22 protein-coding genes and 1 riboswitch are annotated in these 18,690 nt (G+C 37.0%); of the genes, 11 read left to right on the forward strand and 11 right to left on the reverse strand.

The genetic code is table 11. The features are described from left to right. Nucleotides 1-73: 73 nt before the first annotated feature. Together ERK18_RS02240 and tenA are read right to left on the reverse strand one after the other, a co-directional pair. Nucleotides 74-334 carry a hypothetical protein gene (locus ERK18_RS02240; RefSeq protein ID WP_187154101.1) on the reverse strand — a complete coding sequence of 87 codons (261 nt, stop codon included), beginning with the start codon at nucleotides 332-334 and terminating at the stop codon, nucleotides 74-76. 106 nt (nucleotides 335-440) lie between these two features. Next, a complete protein-coding gene (gene tenA, locus ERK18_RS02245; RefSeq protein ID WP_187154102.1) occupies nucleotides 441-1,100 on the reverse strand; it encodes a thiaminase II in 660 nt (219 codons plus the stop codon). A 216-nt stretch (nucleotides 1,101-1,316) separates the two neighbouring features. Next, nucleotides 1,317-1,415: riboswitch (TPP riboswitch) on the forward strand. A 75-nt stretch (nucleotides 1,416-1,490) separates the two neighbouring features. On the opposite strand from tenA, the gene thiM reads away from it, so the two are divergent. From thiM to thiE, 3 genes are read left to right on the forward strand one after another with little or no spacing between them, the layout of a single operon-like run. Continuing rightward, entirely contained in the window at nucleotides 1,491-2,279 is a 789-nt protein-coding gene (thiM, locus tag ERK18_RS02250) for a hydroxyethylthiazole kinase (RefSeq protein ID WP_187154103.1), read from the forward strand. 11 nt (nucleotides 2,280-2,290) lie between these two features. After that, nucleotides 2,291-3,094, forward strand: coding sequence for a bifunctional hydroxymethylpyrimidine kinase/phosphomethylpyrimidine kinase (thiD, locus tag ERK18_RS02255; RefSeq protein ID WP_187154104.1), 804 nt, complete (start codon nucleotides 2,291-2,293; stop codon nucleotides 3,092-3,094). Between the two features lie 10 nt (nucleotides 3,095-3,104). Next, on the forward strand, nucleotides 3,105-3,770 hold the full coding sequence (gene thiE / locus ERK18_RS02260; RefSeq protein WP_390885850.1) for a thiamine phosphate synthase: 666 nt from the start codon (nucleotides 3,105-3,107) through the stop codon (nucleotides 3,768-3,770). Between the two features lie 101 nt (nucleotides 3,771-3,871). Here the strand turns inward: thiE and gap are convergent, their stop codons facing one another. After that, complete coding sequence (gene gap / locus ERK18_RS02265) at nucleotides 3,872-4,891, reverse strand: type I glyceraldehyde-3-phosphate dehydrogenase (RefSeq protein ID WP_187154106.1); 1,020 nt, start codon at nucleotides 4,889-4,891, stop codon at nucleotides 3,872-3,874. Between the two features lie 104 nt (nucleotides 4,892-4,995). Here gap and ERK18_RS02270 point away from each other — a divergent pair, with 104 nt between their 5' ends. After that, the gene (locus tag ERK18_RS02270; protein ID WP_187154107.1) at nucleotides 4,996-5,727 is read left to right on the forward strand and encodes a LysR family transcriptional regulator; all 732 of its coding nucleotides are present in this window, start codon (nucleotides 4,996-4,998) and stop codon (nucleotides 5,725-5,727) included. Between the two features lie 48 nt (nucleotides 5,728-5,775). On the opposite strand, the gene ERK18_RS02275 is transcribed toward ERK18_RS02270, so the two are convergent. Genes ERK18_RS02275 through ERK18_RS02290 form a run of 4 tightly spaced genes read right to left on the reverse strand, consistent with a single transcriptional unit; the run spans nucleotide 5,776 to nucleotide 8,211 of the window. Further along, entirely contained in the window at nucleotides 5,776-6,615 is an 840-nt protein-coding gene (locus tag ERK18_RS02275) for a hypothetical protein (RefSeq protein ID WP_122053067.1), read from the reverse strand. A gap of 22 nt (nucleotides 6,616-6,637) precedes the next feature. Then, entirely contained in the window at nucleotides 6,638-6,973 is a 336-nt protein-coding gene (locus ERK18_RS02280) for a hypothetical protein (protein ID WP_187154108.1), read from the reverse strand. A 15-nt stretch (nucleotides 6,974-6,988) separates the two neighbouring features. Next, nucleotides 6,989-7,750 (reverse strand): LiaF transmembrane domain-containing protein, encoded by a 762-nt coding sequence (locus ERK18_RS02285; RefSeq protein WP_109586872.1) that lies wholly within the window; start codon nucleotides 7,748-7,750, stop codon nucleotides 6,989-6,991. Further along, nucleotides 7,750-8,211 (reverse strand): LytTR family DNA-binding domain-containing protein, encoded by a 462-nt coding sequence (locus ERK18_RS02290; RefSeq protein ID WP_122053069.1) that lies wholly within the window; start codon nucleotides 8,209-8,211, stop codon nucleotides 7,750-7,752. Before ERK18_RS02290 ends, ERK18_RS02285 begins: the two co-directional genes overlap by 1 nt. Before the next feature lie 302 nt (nucleotides 8,212-8,513). On the opposite strand from ERK18_RS02290, the gene ERK18_RS02295 reads away from it, so the two are divergent. Further along, the gene (locus tag ERK18_RS02295; RefSeq protein WP_038524621.1) at nucleotides 8,514-8,786 is read left to right on the forward strand and encodes a type II toxin-antitoxin system RelB/DinJ family antitoxin; all 273 of its coding nucleotides are present in this window, start codon (nucleotides 8,514-8,516) and stop codon (nucleotides 8,784-8,786) included. A gap of 12 nt (nucleotides 8,787-8,798) precedes the next feature. Continuing rightward, on the forward strand, nucleotides 8,799-9,116 hold the full coding sequence (locus ERK18_RS02300; protein ID WP_187154109.1) for a type II toxin-antitoxin system PemK/MazF family toxin: 318 nt from the start codon (nucleotides 8,799-8,801) through the stop codon (nucleotides 9,114-9,116). Nucleotides 9,117-9,384: 268 nt separating this feature from the next. Here the strand turns inward: ERK18_RS02300 and purB are convergent, their stop codons facing one another. Together purB and ERK18_RS02310 are read right to left on the reverse strand one after the other, a co-directional pair. Then, a complete protein-coding gene (purB, locus tag ERK18_RS02305; RefSeq protein ID WP_187154110.1) occupies nucleotides 9,385-10,680 on the reverse strand; it encodes an adenylosuccinate lyase in 1,296 nt (431 codons plus the stop codon). 3 nt (nucleotides 10,681-10,683) lie between these two features. After that, complete coding sequence (locus ERK18_RS02310) at nucleotides 10,684-11,973, reverse strand: adenylosuccinate synthase (protein ID WP_187154111.1); 1,290 nt, start codon at nucleotides 11,971-11,973, stop codon at nucleotides 10,684-10,686. Between the two features lie 194 nt (nucleotides 11,974-12,167). Here ERK18_RS02310 and ERK18_RS02315 point away from each other — a divergent pair, with 194 nt between their 5' ends. The 5 genes from ERK18_RS02315 (at nucleotide 12,168) to ERK18_RS02335 (ending at nucleotide 15,625) form a co-directional block, all read left to right on the forward strand. Beyond that, nucleotides 12,168-13,160, forward strand: a complete 993-nt coding sequence (locus ERK18_RS02315) for a GMP reductase (RefSeq protein WP_187154112.1) — start codon at nucleotides 12,168-12,170, stop codon at nucleotides 13,158-13,160. A gap of 313 nt (nucleotides 13,161-13,473) precedes the next feature. Beyond that, nucleotides 13,474-14,019, forward strand: a complete 546-nt coding sequence (locus tag ERK18_RS02320; RefSeq protein WP_187154113.1) for a hypothetical protein — start codon at nucleotides 13,474-13,476, stop codon at nucleotides 14,017-14,019. Between the two features lie 43 nt (nucleotides 14,020-14,062). Further along, on the forward strand, nucleotides 14,063-14,665 hold the full coding sequence (locus ERK18_RS02325; protein ID WP_187154114.1) for a hypothetical protein: 603 nt from the start codon (nucleotides 14,063-14,065) through the stop codon (nucleotides 14,663-14,665). 74 nt (nucleotides 14,666-14,739) lie between these two features. Continuing rightward, entirely contained in the window at nucleotides 14,740-14,937 is a 198-nt protein-coding gene (locus tag ERK18_RS02330) for a hypothetical protein (RefSeq protein ID WP_187154115.1), read from the forward strand. A 106-nt stretch (nucleotides 14,938-15,043) separates the two neighbouring features. Further along, entirely contained in the window at nucleotides 15,044-15,625 is a 582-nt protein-coding gene (locus tag ERK18_RS02335) for a CAP domain-containing protein (RefSeq protein WP_261982406.1), read from the forward strand. Between the two features lie 216 nt (nucleotides 15,626-15,841). On the opposite strand, the gene ERK18_RS02340 is transcribed toward ERK18_RS02335, so the two are convergent. Further along, nucleotides 15,842-17,542 (reverse strand): adenine deaminase C-terminal domain-containing protein, encoded by a 1,701-nt coding sequence (locus ERK18_RS02340; protein ID WP_187154116.1) that lies wholly within the window; start codon nucleotides 17,540-17,542, stop codon nucleotides 15,842-15,844. A gap of 56 nt (nucleotides 17,543-17,598) precedes the next feature. Next, nucleotides 17,599-18,654 (reverse strand): ABC transporter substrate-binding protein, encoded by a 1,056-nt coding sequence (locus ERK18_RS02345; RefSeq protein WP_187154117.1) that lies wholly within the window; start codon nucleotides 18,652-18,654, stop codon nucleotides 17,599-17,601. Between the last annotated feature and the right edge of the window lie 36 nt (nucleotides 18,655-18,690).

Genomic DNA, 18,690 nt, shown 5'->3' on the forward strand with positions numbered 1-18,690 from the left:
TGAAGCCATCAATTTTGCCGCTTAAAGTGGCATAGCCATGTCATCTACGAATGCAAGAATAAGAATATTGCGGCTAAGTTTGGCATCGGCCTATACCGCGAGCACTATAACTGACGGTTCTTGCTTTTTTGCTTCCACTAGCATAGTAGTGCATTGTTAGCTCTCCAGACCAATTATAGACTAGAAATACAGGTTTAAGATCAGTTGCTTTTAGTGCATAATATATGCTGCCACTAGTAACCCACATTTTAGAAATTCCTAAATCACCATTAACAGTACTAGGTAAATCTACATTATTATAAAATAAATATATCTTGCTTTCCCCAAGTTGCACACTTTCCTGGGACTTTGAACAATAATTACATTGTCCAATATCAAAATTTTATTATGAAATTGACTAAAGACAAGTAAGAATAAAATAAAAGCGGTTTTTACAGAAGTTACTTCCAATCTTGCTTTTCATAAGCCATCTGCCAAAACTGCAATTCATAATAGCTGCTGCGCACAAACGCAGTTTGCATTTGCTCAAGTTCTTCATTAGTCGCACTTTCAGCCAAAGAGTTGGTTAAATGCAGCATTTTTGTTACGTTGGCACCATACCACTCGCCATCATAAGTATCAATCCACTCTTGGTAATAAGAAACCGGTGAGCCCTTTTCTGCCATTTTTTGGCCAATTTCCTGATAGAGCCAGTAACATGGTAAAAGTGCTGCAACCGCTGGTTTAACACCAGATCGATTTAATGTCATATGCATATGGTTAACGTAGTTATAAGCTGCTGGCGCCACCGGAGTTTCAGCAATTTCAGACGCAGTTATGTTTAATTCTTCAAAAAAATGGCCTCGCACTGATATTTCGACATCTTTCAAGTCTTGTGCCCCTGCCAGTAAAAATTCCTTTACTTCCTGATTATCCGTTTTTGCCGCAATTAATTTATGCAACTTGCTGAATTCTCTTAAATAATAGCGATCCTGCAACAGATAAAATTTAAAAGTTGCAATTGGGAGTTCGCCACTTTGTAACTCCTTTATAAAGGGATGCACCATACTTTTATGCCACAATGCCTTCCCAGCTTCGTGCAGTCGATCCGTAAAATTCATGAATATTCTCCTTCGAGTTAAATAATATTGTAAAATGACTGTTAATTATTATTGATTACATTTTACTAAAGATAAACTCTAACCACTATACTGTTTTTGACTGTTATGCACAATCTTTTAATAACAGTCAAAGTACCAGCATTTATAGTTTATAATAGATAGCAACTTTATCAACCTACTATTGTAATCAGTAATAAATTCCGTTATAATTGTAAGCGATAACACGAGGGGTGCCTTTTTGGCTGAGATGAAAATATTTCAGACCCTTTGAACCTGTAAGTTAATACTTGCGTAGGAACGTGTCAAAACTGCTGAAGCTTTGGCATTTCCGCATGCCAAAGTTTTTTTATTAGTCACAAATTTTAAGGATATTAAATTAGGAGTAATAAAATGCAGTTAAAATTATTAGACAAATTACGAGCAGAAAACCCTGTTATTTTCAATATTGCTAATTTTGTAACAGTTCAAGACGTGGCCAATGCTGTTAATGCTATTGGTGCTTCACCAATTATGAGCAATGAAATCGCTGAAGCTGAAGAAATTGTGCGGATGGCTTCCGCTGTGGCAGTTAATATTGGTTGTTTAACCAAGCAGCAAATTAACCACATTAAAAAAGTGGAAGATTTAGCGCGCCAATATAATAAACCCATAGTATTTGATCCCGTTGCCGTTGGCGCCGTGGAGTACCGTTATAAAATCACAGATAAACTTTTATGGGATTTTCATACCAGTAGTATTCGGGGCAATATTGGTGAGATAGCTGCCTTAGGTGGCTTTGATTGGAGCTCAAAGGGGATTGATGCAGGCTCCGGTTCTGGTGATATTGATGAAATTACTGCAAAAACTGCTCAAAAATATCGTTGCACAGTCATTGCGAGCGGGCCTATAGACACAATAAGCGACGGTAAAAGAATAGCCCATATCCATAACGGCTCACCCCTTTTTAAAACTCATGTCGGCTCAGGAGATATGTTAACCAGTATTGTCACAGCTTTTACAGCTGTTGCTGACGATCCTTTTGAAGCAGCTCAAATAGGTGCTTTAGTTTTCAGTTGCGCTGGTCAATTAGTAGTTAAAGATCATCCCAATGTCGGGCCCGCTACTTTTGGCATGTATCTCATGGATTATCTGTATAAAGTAAAAGTTGCAGATATTGAACAAATTGCTGATTTTGATTAAGGAACTTTATGATGACTGAAAAAATTAATTCTTTTCCCCAGGTTTTAACTATTGCCGGCACAGATTCAGGTGGAGGTGCCGGAATCATGGCTGATTTAAAAACTTTTCAAATGCAAAAAGTATTTGGTACAGCTGTTGTAGTAGCAGTGACAGCACAAAACACTTTGGGGGTCCAGAAATCTTTTTTACTGCCTTTAGAAATGATCGATGCCCAATTCGCCTCTTTGGCAGAAGATTTCCACATCCGTGCTTGTAAAACAGGAATGTTGGGCGATGCAGATCACGTTCACCAAGTTGCACTTAATTTGCAAAAGTATGACTTTGGTCCTATTACCATAGATCCAGTGATGATTGCTAAGGGGGGCGCACCATTATTAAGTCAAGATGCTGTTGCCACCGTTAAAAACGAATTGCTGCCTTTAGCCGATCTAATAACACCCAACTTGCCAGAAGCGGAGACTTTAACTGGCATCAAGGTACAAGATCAAGGCCAATATCCAAAATTAGCTCATAAATTACAAGATATGGGAGTTAAAAATGTGCTAATTAAAGGCGGTCATGCAAGTAGCGCAGAAGTAAAAGATTATGCTTTATTTGCTGATGGTTCTGATCTTTGGGTCAGCAGTTCCAGGATACATACCGAGCGCACCCATGGCACCGGTGACACGTTAGCTGCAGCAATTACGGCTCAGCTGGCTTTAGGTCAAAGTTTACCTGTGGCAATTAAAATTGCTAAAAAGTACGTTACCAAAACTATTAAAGAAACTATTCAAGTTGGTCATGGTCACGGCCCCTTAAATCATTGGGCTCAGTAATTTAGGAGAAATAATGAAAGACTTTAACACTGATTTTTTACATGCTTACTTTATTTGTGGCAGTCAAGACGTTCCAGAAGGTAAAACATTACCGGGCATAGTCGAAGAAGCACTTGCTGCAGGTATTACTGCTTTTCAATTTCGGGACAAAGGTCCTAATTCAACTTTAAGTGAAGCTGAAAGACTCCCTATGGCGCAAAAGCTGCACCAATTGTGTTATGCGTATCACGTGCCCTTCTTCATTGACGATGATGTTCAGCTTGCACAACAAGTTCATGCCGAAGGCGTTCATGTTGGGCAAAGCGATGAAGAAATCAGACAGGTCATTAAAGAAGTTGGCACTCAAATGATTATCGGCTATTCTTGCTCGAATTTAACGCAAGTTGAACAAGCCAATAAAATTAGCGGAATTGATTATTATGGCAGCGGTCCAATTTATGCCACCCAATCTAAAAGTGATGCCGACCCCGAAATTGGTATTGCTGGCTTAAGCCAACTGGTCAAAAGCACAACCCGGCCAATTGTTGCTATTGGTGGAATTACTGCTAGCGACTTAGAAGCAATTGCTAAAAGTAAGGCAGCTGGGGCTGCAGTAATTTCTTTGATTGCCCAAAGCAATGATATTAAGCAAACCGTTAGTCAAATGCTTACAGCACCATGGATGAAAAATGACTAGCACATTTTAAAAGCACAAAAAATGATTCTGCACTTGGCAGAACCATTTTTTTATTGATGATAAACAGTCTTTAATTGTAAAAATATGAGTTATATTGATAATTAACCTAACTGGGCAATCTTTTGCAGTGTTCTAATCATTTGGGCTACAAAGCCGGACTCATTATCATACCAGGCGTAACCTTTGACTAGTTGTACCCCATTATCTCCAGTTTCAACTTGGGTAAGAGTTGGATCAAAGACCGAACCAAATTCAGTGCCAATAATATCTGATGAGACAATTTGGTCGTCATTATAGCCAAAAGAAGCATTGCCTTCGGTATGCTTTTTAATTCTAGCGTTAAATTCTTCAGCCGTAACTTTTTCTCTTAAAACGGCAGCTAGTTCAGTAATAGAACCAGAAATAACAGGGACTCGTTGAGCAATACCCGTAAGTTTGCCATCCAGTTCAGGTATAACTAGTCCAATAGCTTTAGCTGCTCCAGTTGAATGCGGAATAACATTAGCGACAGCGGCACGAGCATTACGGACGTTGCCACCACGATCAGGGCCATCCTGCAACATTTGTGAAGCAGTATAGGCATGCGTGGTAGACATGATTCCCACCTGAATGCCAAATTCATCGTTCATTGCCTGTGCTAATGGTGCTAAACAATTAGTGGTACATGAGCCTGCGGAAATAATTTGATCAGAGTCAGTTAGTTGATCATCATTTACGCTATAGACAATAGTTTTCATATTGCCTGCAGGAGCAGAAATTAATACTCTTTTAACACCGGCATCAAGGTGAGCTTGGGATTTTGCAGTTGAAGTATAAAATCCAGTGCATTCAAGTACTATTTTAACCCCGTCGTTTTTAACCCACGGAATTTGACTGGCATCTTTTTCCGCATAAACCGGAATATTTTTACCATCAATTACAATACTATTAGTTGTAGCAGTTACTTCATGATTAAATTGACCATGCGCAGTATCATATTTTAATAAATGTGCTAACATACCTGGTGAGGTTAAGTCGTTGATTGCGACAATTTCGATGTCGTCACTGGCCACTTCATAAATTCGCCGTAAAGCGAGTCGACCGATGCGACCAAAGCCATTAATACCAATTTTTGTAGTCATAATAAGTTCCCCCTTTAGATTACAAAATTAGTATATTAAAACTAAATCACCTTGCATAATCCGAGATTGTAATAGGGTTATCACTTTTAATGATATGGAGTATTATGAATTTTAACGATTTATATATTTACCAAACAATTTATGAAACTAGATCACTGAATAAAGCGGCATTAAAACTAGGCTACACTCAATCCAATATTACGGCCAGGCTCAAAACAATGGAGCGAGAACTGAAAACGCCACTTTTTGTGCGTTCTAATTTAGGGGTCAGACCAACTAAAAATGGGCAAAAAATGTATTATTTTGCCACTAAGGCGCTACAAAATTATCAAAATTTAAAAGACGATTTAACTAGTAACAAACCAAAAGTTTTAATCTCCGAATTGCTTTTTGGTTATATTATTACCCGAAAGGCACAACTTGCACTTGATCAATATGAAATCATCATTAAAAGTACTAATGAAATCCAAGAATTATTAACTAAGCATCCCTATGACATGGTCTGGGCCTTTACTCCGATCACTTTACCCCAATATTCGTTAATCAAGAAAAGTCATTTACAAGCCTGTTTTTTAAAAGGCAAAAAGCAGGAAAGTAAAAATGTACCGGTTGCCATAAACGCAGACATAAATTGTCCGTTTCGTAACTTGACTCTCAAATTAACGCAGAATAAAAACAGTGTCACTGAAATTGATTCACTGGAAATGATTTTAGAGCTGGTCAAAAAAGGCCAGGCAATTGCATTATTGCCTAAATACTTAATGAATGATGATTTAGTTGCAGCTGATTCGCAAAGTTGGAATATCCCCTATTATTTTTACCGCTACCAATTATAGACAAGTAAAAAGACGCCATTATTTGAATAAAGATGCCTTTTTAAATTTCTAATTTAATTCCTTTAAATACGTTTCATAAACTGGACACAGATTAAACGCATACTTTCTGTAAGTCCGCGTTGCTAATGGGTCTGTAGAGTCAAATTCACCACTTAAAGTTTGATATTTTGCTTGTGCCCAATTTAGCAATTGCTGTTGCAATTGGTCTAATAAATTAGGCTTAACAGCACCCATCCATCCTAAAGTCAATTCTTGAGGGGTATCCTCAAAAGAAAAGCAATAAGCCTTAATTTGTCCAGCAGCAATTAGTGCTAAGGGGGCGTGTTCAAGTTGATCAGTGAAAATGGTTTTGCTCCACTCACTAAGAGGTATCTTTGCAACCGGATTTGCTAAATGATTTTTCTGATAATCGGAGAAACTCACTTGTGCTAGCCTATTCATCATTACAGAATCTTTTTTTATTTCGTGTAGAGTGACCATCTGTAAATCTGTCGCAATTAGAATATTTTTCAGTGCCCTTTTCAAGGGCATCTGGGGTTCTACAGTAGTTCTGATTAACTTAAAACCATTTTTTTGACCAATGGCATTAAAGAGTAATTGCGGTGCATAATCATAAGTAATTAATGCGTTTTGGTGATTCTTTTGGGCTTTTGCCGTTAAATCTGTCAATATTTGCTCATAAACCTGCATTTGTTCACCGCTGGTTAATCTAGGTGCAAGATAGCCCGCAAAATTTAAGGAATAAGGGTGAAAAGCATTTTGCCAACATGTCATTAATCCGACTGGCTTATTTTCCAGATAATAGGCTTGTGTATGTTGAGGAAATTGTTCTACAGCTTCCTTAATTTTTCTATCTGGACTTACATTGGCTAATAATGAGCCATACATAATTAATAATCTCCTTTATGGACTATTTTTTCGCCCGTAAAATTTTGGCCTTGGCATCATTGTAGCCGTCAATGTAGCGTTCTATTTCAATTGCTTTATTCTGGGTAACACGATTAACTAAGTTAACACCTTTTTTAGGAAAAGCCTTGAAAGAATGACTCTCTGCATAGTCCTTTTTGGCTTGTTCATAACCCATTTGATAATCACTGAGAGAACTCTTTTTCACAGCAGTTTTTGCTGCATGATAGGTATAATCATTGGTATCATGCCATTTTTTATATGCTTTTTCAGCATCTTTATAGTTTCCGGCTTCATAATTTTCTTTGACATAATCATGTAATTGTTTTAAATTAACCATTTTATTTTCCCCAAGTTAAATATAATTAACTTCCACATCACCCATGCTGAAATGCCCAGTTAGCATCAATGTAGGACCGTCACCGGTAGATTCGTCATTAATATCTAATTCTCCCAGAGCTAGGTTTAAGTTATCACTGTTGACTTTCCATGAAGTTGGAACGTAAATTTCAATCTCACCCATAGTGCCACTAATGTCAACGGTCACTACATCGCCTGCAGCTTTAGCCTGATCAAGGTAGACTTCAACTTCACCCAAAGAAGAATTAATTGTTATACTGCGTAAATTTTGTGAATGAACGTAGCGCGAAACTGATGATAAGCGCTGATTGATTACTATATCTTCTCCATCAACTTTTCCAGTACCGCTACTGAATACGTTATTATCAATTCTTGAGCGATTATTGCTAAAGTTCTTCCATTTGCCGTCTTTTTTCTGGTTAAAATAGACTATCCTGGGAAACCAGCTTCTCTTAAAAATCAGCGTTAAGCCTAAATAAATTAATAACGCCGCCACTAAGACCGTCCACGGTACAATTTTGGTAATATGCAAGGGTTCAGCGTAAACAATTAATAAAAAGGCAATGGAAAAAGTTGTACCAAACAAACTTTTATTAGCCACGCTTTCGATCAGTGCTGCTCCGAATATTATCGTCCAAATAATCATGCTGACTTTTAAATGAAATGAAAGCAGATGCAGCTGATTAAGGACTAAGAATACGGCAGCTGCTACTAGAGCAATGCCCCAAAATACTTCTCTAAGTTTAAATTTTTTCATTATGATGACCTTCTCTCGTTTAACCTATCATTCAAATTGTGATAGTAGTGACGTGAAACATAGACAGTTTTATAAGAATCGCGAAAATTAATCTTACAGTTAGAAATCGAACGTGTTAAGGCATAAATTTGATTTAAATTTAAAATTGTTGACTTAGATACCCGCATGAACTGATTATTTAGCAATTTTTCTAGTTCATAGAGTTTATAGTCCACGGTAAAGGCATCCCTAGCAGTATGTGCAATTACCTGTTTATCTTCTGTTTCAAAAAATAAAATCTCATTCATGCTCAAGTAATAGGACACATTATCTTTTTTACCTTCTATTTGATCAGGATGTTGACTGATACCTTGAAGTTGACGGTAAATTTGTTCAACTTCTGGTGTCACAGCTTTAGCACGGATAGTTACACTAGTTTCATCATTATCCAGATCCGGATCCAGTTCTATTTTTATTTTCACGCTTCTCACCTGCCCTTCATCACTTGATGATTTAATTAAACGCTTATTTTAATGTAAAATCTAGCACTTTTAACTAAGTGGCAATTATAAGAAACCAAGTGGCATATTTTTTTGATTCAGAAGAAACAAAAAATTCAAGAGCACTTAAAAAGCCGTAATTCGCTTTAGTACGAAATACTGCTAAAATATGGTTTTATTTAAGACAATTTTAGGCTAAAATTTACAAAAAGTACCTAAAATATGCTATTTTTGGTACTTTTATGATATTATTTGTGTAATAAAATAATTTCGGGAGGTAAATTATGGCAACTAAGATTGTTACTAAAAGATACTCTGTTAATATAGACAAGCAAATAGCGGATACTGCAGAGCTAGTTATCAGAAAAATTGGTCTTAAACCTAATGATGTGATTTCAATGATGCTTACACAGATTGCTGACAAAGGTAAACTACCCGTAGCATTTTCAGTTGACGACTATGACCATCTAAAAGATGAAATTATTGCAGCTAGTCGTAAAATTCCTGCACAAAAGGTCGAAACCTCCGAAGAAATAGCTGACTTTTTCGCAGATTAAGGAGACCAGTTAATGAATTTGGGCGATATTTTTATAACATACCTTGAATACGAAGATGTACCAAACGGAAAAAGTCGGCCAGTTTTATATATTGAGCAGGATAATGAATTTTATTATGTATTTAAAATTACCAGTAAATATCAGAATAAATCAAAACACATTCGCGCAAAGTATGCTAAAATTACCGATTGGCAAAAGTCTGGCCTTAACAAGGAATCATGGATAGACTGTAATAAACGTTATCAGCTAAGAATTGATAAAACAAGACTAAAAGGTATTGGTAACTTAACGGTAACTGATTTGAATAATCTTAAGAAATTTATGTGGTAACCAGCAATTTTACAAGTTTTCATGCTTGCAAAATTGCTTTTTTTGATATAACCAAAAGGTGGCCGTTAATTTAAAAAAGAAAGCCAATTACAAATTAAGCAACGGTTGCCTCATCACTAGTATGCGACTAATTATTGATGATTGATCTCTAATCTATTAAAATCAGTAAACAATATCAGAAAACCAAAAATGCATTGAGTAATGAAGCCCAATGCATTTTTGGTTAGTCTAAGAACAATAATTTTTCCAGACTGCTTTACTAAATTATTTATTCTAAACCAACTTTTTTAAAAATCTCATCTACATGCCGCAAATGGTAATGATAATCAAAAGCATCAGCGACATCGTCTTCAGAAAGATAATTCATAATTTGACTGCTTTCAACTAATTTTCTAAAGGAAATTCCTTCGTTCCAAGATCTCGTGGTTAACTTCTGAACCATATCATAAGCATCTTCACGAGAAAGACCAGCCTCATCAATTAATTTTAAAAGCAAGCGCTGAGAATAAATCAAGCCATAAGTTTTATCCATGTTCTTAAGCATGGTTTCTGGAAAAACATCAAGATTGGTCAAAATGCGATTAAAACGATTGAGCATATAATCAATACCAATTGTAGTATCAGGTAAAATTACACGTTCAGCACTAGAATGGGAAATATCGCGTTCATGCCAAAGTGATACATTTTCATAAGCAGTTATAATATGGCCCCGTATAACCCGTGCCATACCACAAAGATTTTCTGAGCCAATAGGATTACGTTTGTGAGGCATTGCTGAAGAACCTTTTTGCCCTGCACGGAAGTGTTCTTCTACTTCGTGGATTTCAGAGCGTTGCAAACTTCTAATTTCGGTTGCCCAATTTTCAATACTTGTGGCTATTAGCGCCAAAGTAGCAATATATTCAGCATGCAAATCGCGTGGCAATACTTGACTGGTAATTGGCTGCTGAGTTAAGCCTAGCTGCTTTAAGACACTGGTTTCAACAGCTGGCGGTACGTTAGCAAAAGTCCCAACGGCACCGGAAATTTTTCCTGATTCTACTCCTTTTGCTGCATGTTCAAAGCGTTCAATATCACGCTTAATTTCCGCATACCAGCGAGCTAGTTTCAAGCCAAAAGTAGTGGGTTCAGCTTGCACACCATGCGTGCGCCCCATTTCCACCGTATTTTTATATTTACGTGCTTTTTCAGCAATTGTCTTTTTTAATTCATGTAGATCTTGAAGAATAATCGCATCTGCCTGTTTTAAGATATATCCTTGTGCCGTATCAACAACATCCGTCGAAGTCAGCCCAAAGTGTACCCACTTTTTCTCAGGTCCAAGGCTTTCAGAAACTGTTCGTGTAAAAGCAACCACGTCATGATGAGTTACCTGCTCTAATTCTGCCACCCGCTCTGGCGTGAAGCTGGCATTTTGAGCAATTTTAGCAGCATCTTCTTTTGGGACTTCGCCTAATTCACTCCAGGCATTGGTAGCAGCAATTTCTACTTTTAGCCATGCTTCATATTTATTTTCATCAGACCATATTTTACCCATTTCAGGGCGAGTATAACGTTCTAGCATAAATTACATTTCCCACGGATTCTGTAACACGATTGTTTGTTCACGATCAGGACCTACCGAAACAGTAACTAAAGGTATGCCTACAAGTTCTGAAACGCGGTTTAAAAACTTCTGTGCATTTTCTGGCAAATCAGACCAAGTCTTAGCGCCTGTAATGTCCTCTTTCCAAGCAGGTAATTCTTCATAAACAGGTTGACAGCGGTCCAATTCTTTTAGACTTGCCGGATAGTAATCAATTTTTTGACCATCAAGTTCATAAGCAGTTGCAATTTTAATAGAGTCAAAGCCGCTAAAAATATCAAGCAGGTTAAGACTTAAACCATTGATGCCAGAAACGCGTTTGGCGTGACGTAAAGCAACTGAATCAAACCAGCCCACGCGCCGAGGACGACCGGTAACTGTGCCATATTCATGAGCAGTTTCGCGAATACGGTCACCAGTTTCATCTAGTAATTCAGTAGGAAAAGGACCAGCACCAACACGGGTGGTATAAGCTTTGCATACACCGATGACACTTTTTACCCGATTAGCACCAACACCGATACCGCTGGCAATTCCACCTGAAATTGTATTTGACGAAGTAACAAATGGATATGTTCCTTCATCTATATCAAGCATAATTCCTTGCGCCCCTTCAAACAGTACTTTTTTATCATTATCCAGAGCATCGTTAACTAGCACTGAAGTGTCAGTGACATATTTCTTCATTTTTTGACCATATTCATAATATTTGTCAAATATGTCATCAAATTCAAGTGCTGGTTTGCCGTAAATTTTGGAAAATACTTCGTTTTTTTGCTCTAAATTAGCGCGTAATTTAGCTGCAAAAGTATCTTTTTCAAGAAGATCACAAACACGAATACCAATTCTGGAAGCTTTGTCCATATAAGCCGGTCCGATACCATTTTTAGTAGTACCGATTTTTTGATCGCCTTTTGCTTCTTCTTGGTATTCATCTTGCTTGATATGGTAAGGCATGATGATATGAGCCCGGTTAGAGATCTTTAATTTACTGGTATCGATTCCCTTTTCAGCCAGATTCTCTAATTCGCTAAATAAAACCTCGGGATTAATAACTACGCCATTACCGATTACAGCCCCTTCTTTTGACGCAAAAATACCTGAAGGAATTAAACGCATCTTAAAATCTTGACCATTTATTTCAATAGTATGGCCAGCATTATTACCACCATTGGAACGAACAGTATAGGCAGCGTCATTACTTAAAAAATCAGTAATTTTGCCCTTTCCTTCGTCGCCCCATTGGCTACCAACGACTGCAACTGCTGTCATTTTTATTCACCTCATTAAATTTCTACAAATATCACGTAAATAGTCTAGCAATTTACCATTCTTTAGTCAAATTTAAATGCGAATTATTATAGCAAGTTTATTTTTAATAGTTCGATTTTTATATTGACAAAAAAAGCTTTTTTGATTATAGTGATTTCGTTTGTAAAGATAGTTAATAAGGAGCCGATTTACTTATGAGCAATTATTTCAGTATGGAAGCATTTGATTATGATGATATCCAGCTTGTTCCGAATAAAGGGATCATTAAGAGCCGTCATGATGCAGATACCAGTGTTAAGTTCGGAAACCGAACATTTAAAATACCAGTCGTACCTGCCAACATGGAAAGCGTAATTAACGATGACTTGGCGGTTTGGCTGGCCCAAAACGGCTACTATTATGTCATGCACCGCTTTCAACCTGAAAAGCGTTTCGCTTTTATCAAGATGATGCATGAAAAAGGTCTATTTGCTTCTATATCTGTTGGTATTAAAAAAGGCGAATATGATTTTATCGATCAGCTGGTTGCTGAAAACGTCAAACCTGAATATATTACGATTGATGTCGCACATGGACATTCAATTTACGTAATTGACATGATTAAGTACATCAAAGAAAAATTGCCGGATACTTTCTTAACGGCTGGTAACATTGCAACTCCTGAAGCCGTACGTGAATTAGAAGGTGCAGGAGCAGACGCCACAAAAGTTGGTGTTGGTCCTGGCCGCGCTTGCATTACCAAACTCAAAACTGGTTTTGGCACTGGTGGCTGGCAACTAGCCGCTTTAAGAATGTGCAGTAAAGTAGCCAGTAAACCCTTGATTGCTGATGGCGGTATCCGTTATAACGGCGATATAGCGAAGTCAATTCGGTTTGGCGCTACCATGGTTATGATTGGCTCAATGCTTGCAGGACATGAAGAGTCCCCGGGTAATGTCATCAAAATTAACGGTAAAAACTACAAACAATATTGGGGGTCAGCTTCTGAAGTGCAAAAAGGGGCTTATCGCAATGTTGAAGGTAAACAAATGCTCGTTCCCTACCGTGGTCACATTGCCGATACTTTAAGAGAAATGCAGGAAGATCTGCAATCTTCAATTTCCTATGCCGGTGGCAAGGATCTTAGTTCAATTAAATTAGTTGATTATGTAATTGTCAAAAACACAATCATGAATGGTGACAAATAAGTAGGTTGTTTTCTTCTCCCTAAATTTTTAAGTATGGGTAGCAGTTTGTATTTTTCGTTAAAATAATGTTATCCCAGTTCTGTTAGGTAGTCAGTGCTGGGAATTTTTGTGTTCAAAATATAAAAGGTTTTGTATCTTTATCAAAGGCTGTTTTGACTTGCCTAAATCTGAAAGCAGAGCTTATATATTTTCAATTATGTGGCTTGTATTTCTTTATTTATGTTTTTTTATCCGCTTTAAAGTGTTACACGAAGTACAGAAAGCGTATAATTTGTTTGTAGTAAAGTTGAATTTTGTATAGAGGTAATAAAAAATGAAATTTAAAAAAGTGATTATGTTGGTAGCTGCCTTGATAGGTGTCGGCACGATTGGCAATTTTATTAATACGCCAAGTAATGTGCAAGCTATGCAAACCCAGGCTGTTTTTCCTAAAAGCTGGCGTGGGACATGGTACTCATACAATTCCAAGACAAAGAAAATCGATAAGATGACTTTCACTAAAACAAAACAAATTTATTACGAAAATGCTCACCAGTATCCTAAATTGTTAAAAGCTAAACCTAAGGTTATGCCTAAACCAAGTAAAAAAACAAGATCTTGGGTTTATTTATCAAATAAAATGACTCAAAAAGGCTATACTTGGACTGGAGTTGGCATTTGGGGTTACCCTGACGAAGGTACGCTTGATTGGTATAATGTTGCTAAATTAGATGGTAATAAAGTTTTAGGTTATGCAGAATATCAGAATGTTTATTGGTATGTAGATAGTCACTGGTATCAGACAGCTAAACTTGCAAAAAAGTTAAAAGATCACAAATATCCAAATTACGACTTTATTATTGGCGGCGATGACTTATAAATTTATCCGGATATTTTTATTTTGTTTTTAAAGGGAATAAATAATGAAGAAAAAATCAGTTGTTAAATTTATTGCTACTATTTTTGTGCTATTGGCTGGCCTTATTCTATTTTCACCTAAAAGCGTTAGTGCATCTGCTATAACAATTAAAGCAGCTTTTGATAAAAAATATTATAACGTTAATTCTACTAAAAAGGCTTATGGTAATTGGGTAGGAAATGTTACTTTTTTCACTCGTCATCTAAAAGTTAACACGGGGAAGCCAACGCTCTTTACTCCAAGCATATATGTTGTTAATAAAAAGGCGACGGGACTTTCTGCTAAAGAAGATGGTATTTACATAAATAACATCGACCACAAAAAGTTTGTACATGGTCGTGTTTATTTAATGCGATTTCGCTTTAATCTTTCTCACCTTAAGCCAGGGAGAAAATATCGTTTTAAAAATGACATGCACTTCAATAACCCACATTATGCTAAATATCGGTGGTTTACTCAAAAGGCTTCACGCAAAGGCAATCTTTCCAATAGTACCCACCTTCCTCAGGTAGACCTGTATGTCAACTGTGGCGCCAAGAAATCCTTTTTGAAAAAGGTAATGCATAATAATAAAAAGATCGTTAATTCGAAAATTAAATTATATTAATTTAATAATTTTTTGGCAAATAGGTTTTATTATTTTATGAAGGGAGAAGCAATGAAGAAAAAAGTCTTATTGCAATGATTGCCAGTATTTTAGTATTACTAGGTACTGGTTCATTTAGTAGTCCACAACCAGTATCTGCTGCTAAACATCAAATATTTGTGTACAGCAAAACATATGTCTATGATCATAAGGGCAAGAAAACCAAAAAAGTATATAAAAAGAGCAAAACTCTTTATTATACTTCTGTTAAAAAGATTAAAGGTTATAAATAAATATTATCGTATCGGTAAAAATAAATACATCCACTACTACGATGGTTTACCGCTCAATATAGTCAAAACACCAAAAAATAGGCCTGCTAAAAACGGGGCAAGTTTGATGGATTTTATGGCAAATGATACTTCACTAACCACTGCCCAAAGACAGGAGGCACAAAAAGCAGCGACTTTACTTAGAACAGGCAAAATAGATAGTCAAGCGCAAAAAGGCGCACCATCGTGGTTTAATACTTATGTCAAGTTAGGTGGCAAAGATGATGCTACTAGCAACGTTAATATTAAAGCTCCCCTTCAAAGTCTTGCTAATGCAAACAAGGAAAGAACTAAAGCTGGAGTTGGTGAGCTAAAGATTTCTCCAACTTCTACAGCCATTTCCATGATTGATGCAGATTATCAAAAACAGGGTTCCTTAAATCATCCGGGCTTTTACGGCTATCATTTCAACCTGGAAAATCTTTCTGCCGGTGCTGAGCCAATTAGCAACTGGATGACTGAAAAAGTAGCCTGGGAATGGGACGTAAAGAAAAGCCCTAGCCTAGCGCCCTATGAGTTCACTCCTAATTGGGAAGACCCTGTATATAATCAGGCCGTTTTAGGAACAAACGGTTATAGAATGGCAGGACACTATACCAATTTATTAAATAAGGGACATCGCGTAATGGGCATGGCTCATATGACGTAAACTCCTTATGGTGCTGCTGATGCTTTTAACGCAACTAGTGAAGGTGAAGATGGCGCAATTACTTTGGCTCAATATAAGGCCATAGTAAAAGAATGGTTAAAGAAATAAAAAGCTTTACCTTTTAGGTACTAAAAATCTGTTAGTTTATATTGTGAAATTTCACAATATCTTACTAGCAGATTTTTTTGATCACTATTTAATTAATTTCTGCACTTTCTACTTAATTTCTTCAAAAAGCGGAATCTTTTTCTGACTTTTGACTTCAAATAGACCCTTATCTGAAATTTTAATGGTTGGTGAAACCAGCAAAGACAAAGTAGAAAATGACATAATCTCGTTAGGATTTTTATAACCTAGTTCTTGCAATGTTTTGCGCACCTTGCCTATTTCTGTACCTAAAACAGACATTGGTTGGTCACTGGCAACGCCGCCAATCGGTAATTTTGCATTGGCAACTATTTTGTCACCTTTTGCTGCAATATAGCCGCCCTGCTGTTCAACCAGCTGATGCTGAATCTTGAGCATTGCGGCGGTATTAGTGCCCATGATCATTATGTTGTGGTGATCATGCGCCCAAGTTGCTCCTACCGCACCGTCTTTTACAATACCGCGGTCAACAAAGCCCAGACTATAATGTCCATCGCCGCTATAACGATCTTGCACCATAATCAATGCTAAGCCGGCTTTCTGCCATTGAACTATGTGATCTTTTACTTCCAGTTTTTCTTGGATATGGTTGGTAAAAGTACCTGCTGGATTAAGTTGAATAATATTTGCCAATACTTCTCCGTTTGCAACTAAATCTGTTTTTGCCACAAAATCATCGGGTAATAACTTAGGCGCGTTAACTGAGTGACGTAACTCTGGCAAAAACTGGTAACCTGTCTGCTCCTTGATATCTGCCGCGTTTATCCCATTTTTATAAACAGCTGCTATTGACAAATCATGCAGATCATCGAGAATAACAAAATCAGCTACTCTGCCGGGAGCAATTGCACCTCTATCCCATAATCCCATATGGCGAGCTGGTGTATAAGTAGCTATGTAAATAGCTTCTTCAGGTGTCATCCCCATTTTGATTGCTTTTTTCACCAAATAGTTCAAGTGGCCATGAAGCAAGGTATCAGGCATAGAATCATCAGTTACCAGGGCAATCTGGTCAAAGTAATTGTTCTTAATGATCGTATCAATTACTTCCTGCAACATTGATTTCAGTTGCACCTCGACAAACATGCCATTAGGAACTTTTTCATTAACTAAGGCAGCTGTCTGTTCCGTATGGTCAGTAGTAACTCCAGCATAAATAACTTTAGCCAGATCTTCACCAGCATATGCTGGCACATGACCTTCAAGAGGCATTGTAGGTTTTTCCTCACGACAAACTTTGATAATATCTTTGATCAAGGTTTTATGCGGAGAAGTCATATCCTTAAAGTTCATCACTTCGCCTAAACAAATAAAGCGCGGATCTTTAAGCAGTTCTTGTACTTCTTTCATGCCAATTTTGCCACCTGTTGTTTCCATATCTGGATTCGTTGATGGAACCGAAGATGGAATGCCAAAGAAAATATCAATCGGTGACGGCTCTGCAATGAAATTTTTTAGTCCCTTGATGCCAGCAACATTTGTTACTTCATGATCGTCAGCAATAATCGTTGTCGTACCGTATTTTAGAATCGTTTGTCCCATAATCGCAGGAGTAGTCATGGATGAATCGATATGCATGTGGGCATCAACAAATCCTGGAATTAGATATTTACCCTTAAGATTAATTGTCTTTTTAGCCCTAATTCCTGGTAAGTCTTGATTAATCCAATAAAATTTACCGTTTTTCACTGTAACTTGAGTGTCAACAAATTTACGTAAAAAGACATTAAAAACATGGCCATTTTTTATCAAAAGATCAACTTGTGTCATTTTTCTCCTCCATAAATAACGAAAGAGTTGAAATATTCCAACCCTTCATTTTATATCTACTTATTCATAATTTTATTCCATTGATTAACCCAAGAAGGCAAGTGGCTATTAACATAGAAGAAATTCATGTTCTTTGCGCGTTTAGCCACATCCCCATAAGTTTTATTAGCTGCTTCAACATGTGTTAACTTAACTTGCGTGTTAACTGGGGCATTATTAAGTGATTTTGCACTAGCACATTTCTTTTGAATAGCTTGACTTAGTCTAAAATTAATATACTTATAGGCAGCATCTGTATTCTTGCTATTCTTCAAGATAGCAACAACGTTGCTGTTAGAATATGTGCCTGATGCTGGAACAATGTATTTAAGTTCAGGATTAGTAGCCTGCAACATGCTAATAGCGTAGTCACCAACAACGGCCACACTGATTTCACCTGTTTTGAACATATTGGATAAATCTGAACTTTGGTCATATGTTTTAACCACATTAGGCTTCAATTCTTTCATGGCTTTGAAAGCTGCTTTACCGCCATCACTTGGGACACTGACTTTAGCATGGCGACCCGCAATATACAGTATTGCAGGACCAAAAGTGTTAGTAATGTCAGGAATCGCAATCTTGCTTTTTAGCTTTTTAGACCACAGTTGATCCCACTCTGTAATATGAACTTTTTTAGGATTGTAAATAATACCTACGCTGTTAACAGTGTAAGGAACAGTTCCAGTATCTTTAGCCAGCTTTTGTTCACTACTGGATAAATATTTAAAATCTTTGATTTTAGAAAAATCTACTTTTTTATACAACTTCTTTTTCGCACCAGCATAAGCATTCTTTTGTGCCACTTCAATCACGTCAACTGAAGAATTAGGATTATGCTCAATTTGGGTTAAGCTCGTAGTTGTATCTGCAGTAAATTGTGCGGAAACTTTAACGTTATTTTTCTTAGCAAAAGGATTGAGTACATCTGATCTCATTTGCTTAGTTAAGATGCCGAATGTAGAAACAACCAACTTGCCACCGTTTGCATTAGAAGAACAAGCTGAAGTAGCAATAGCTGCTCCCGCAACAATTAAACTTGCTGCCATTAAACATACTTTTTTGATTTTCATGATAGACCTTTCCGTAAATCTAAAATGCCTTATTAA

It is taken from the genome of Lactobacillus kimbladii, assembly GCF_014323605.1.
Taxonomy (GTDB): Bacteria; Bacillota; Bacilli; order Lactobacillales; family Lactobacillaceae; genus Lactobacillus; species Lactobacillus kimbladii_B.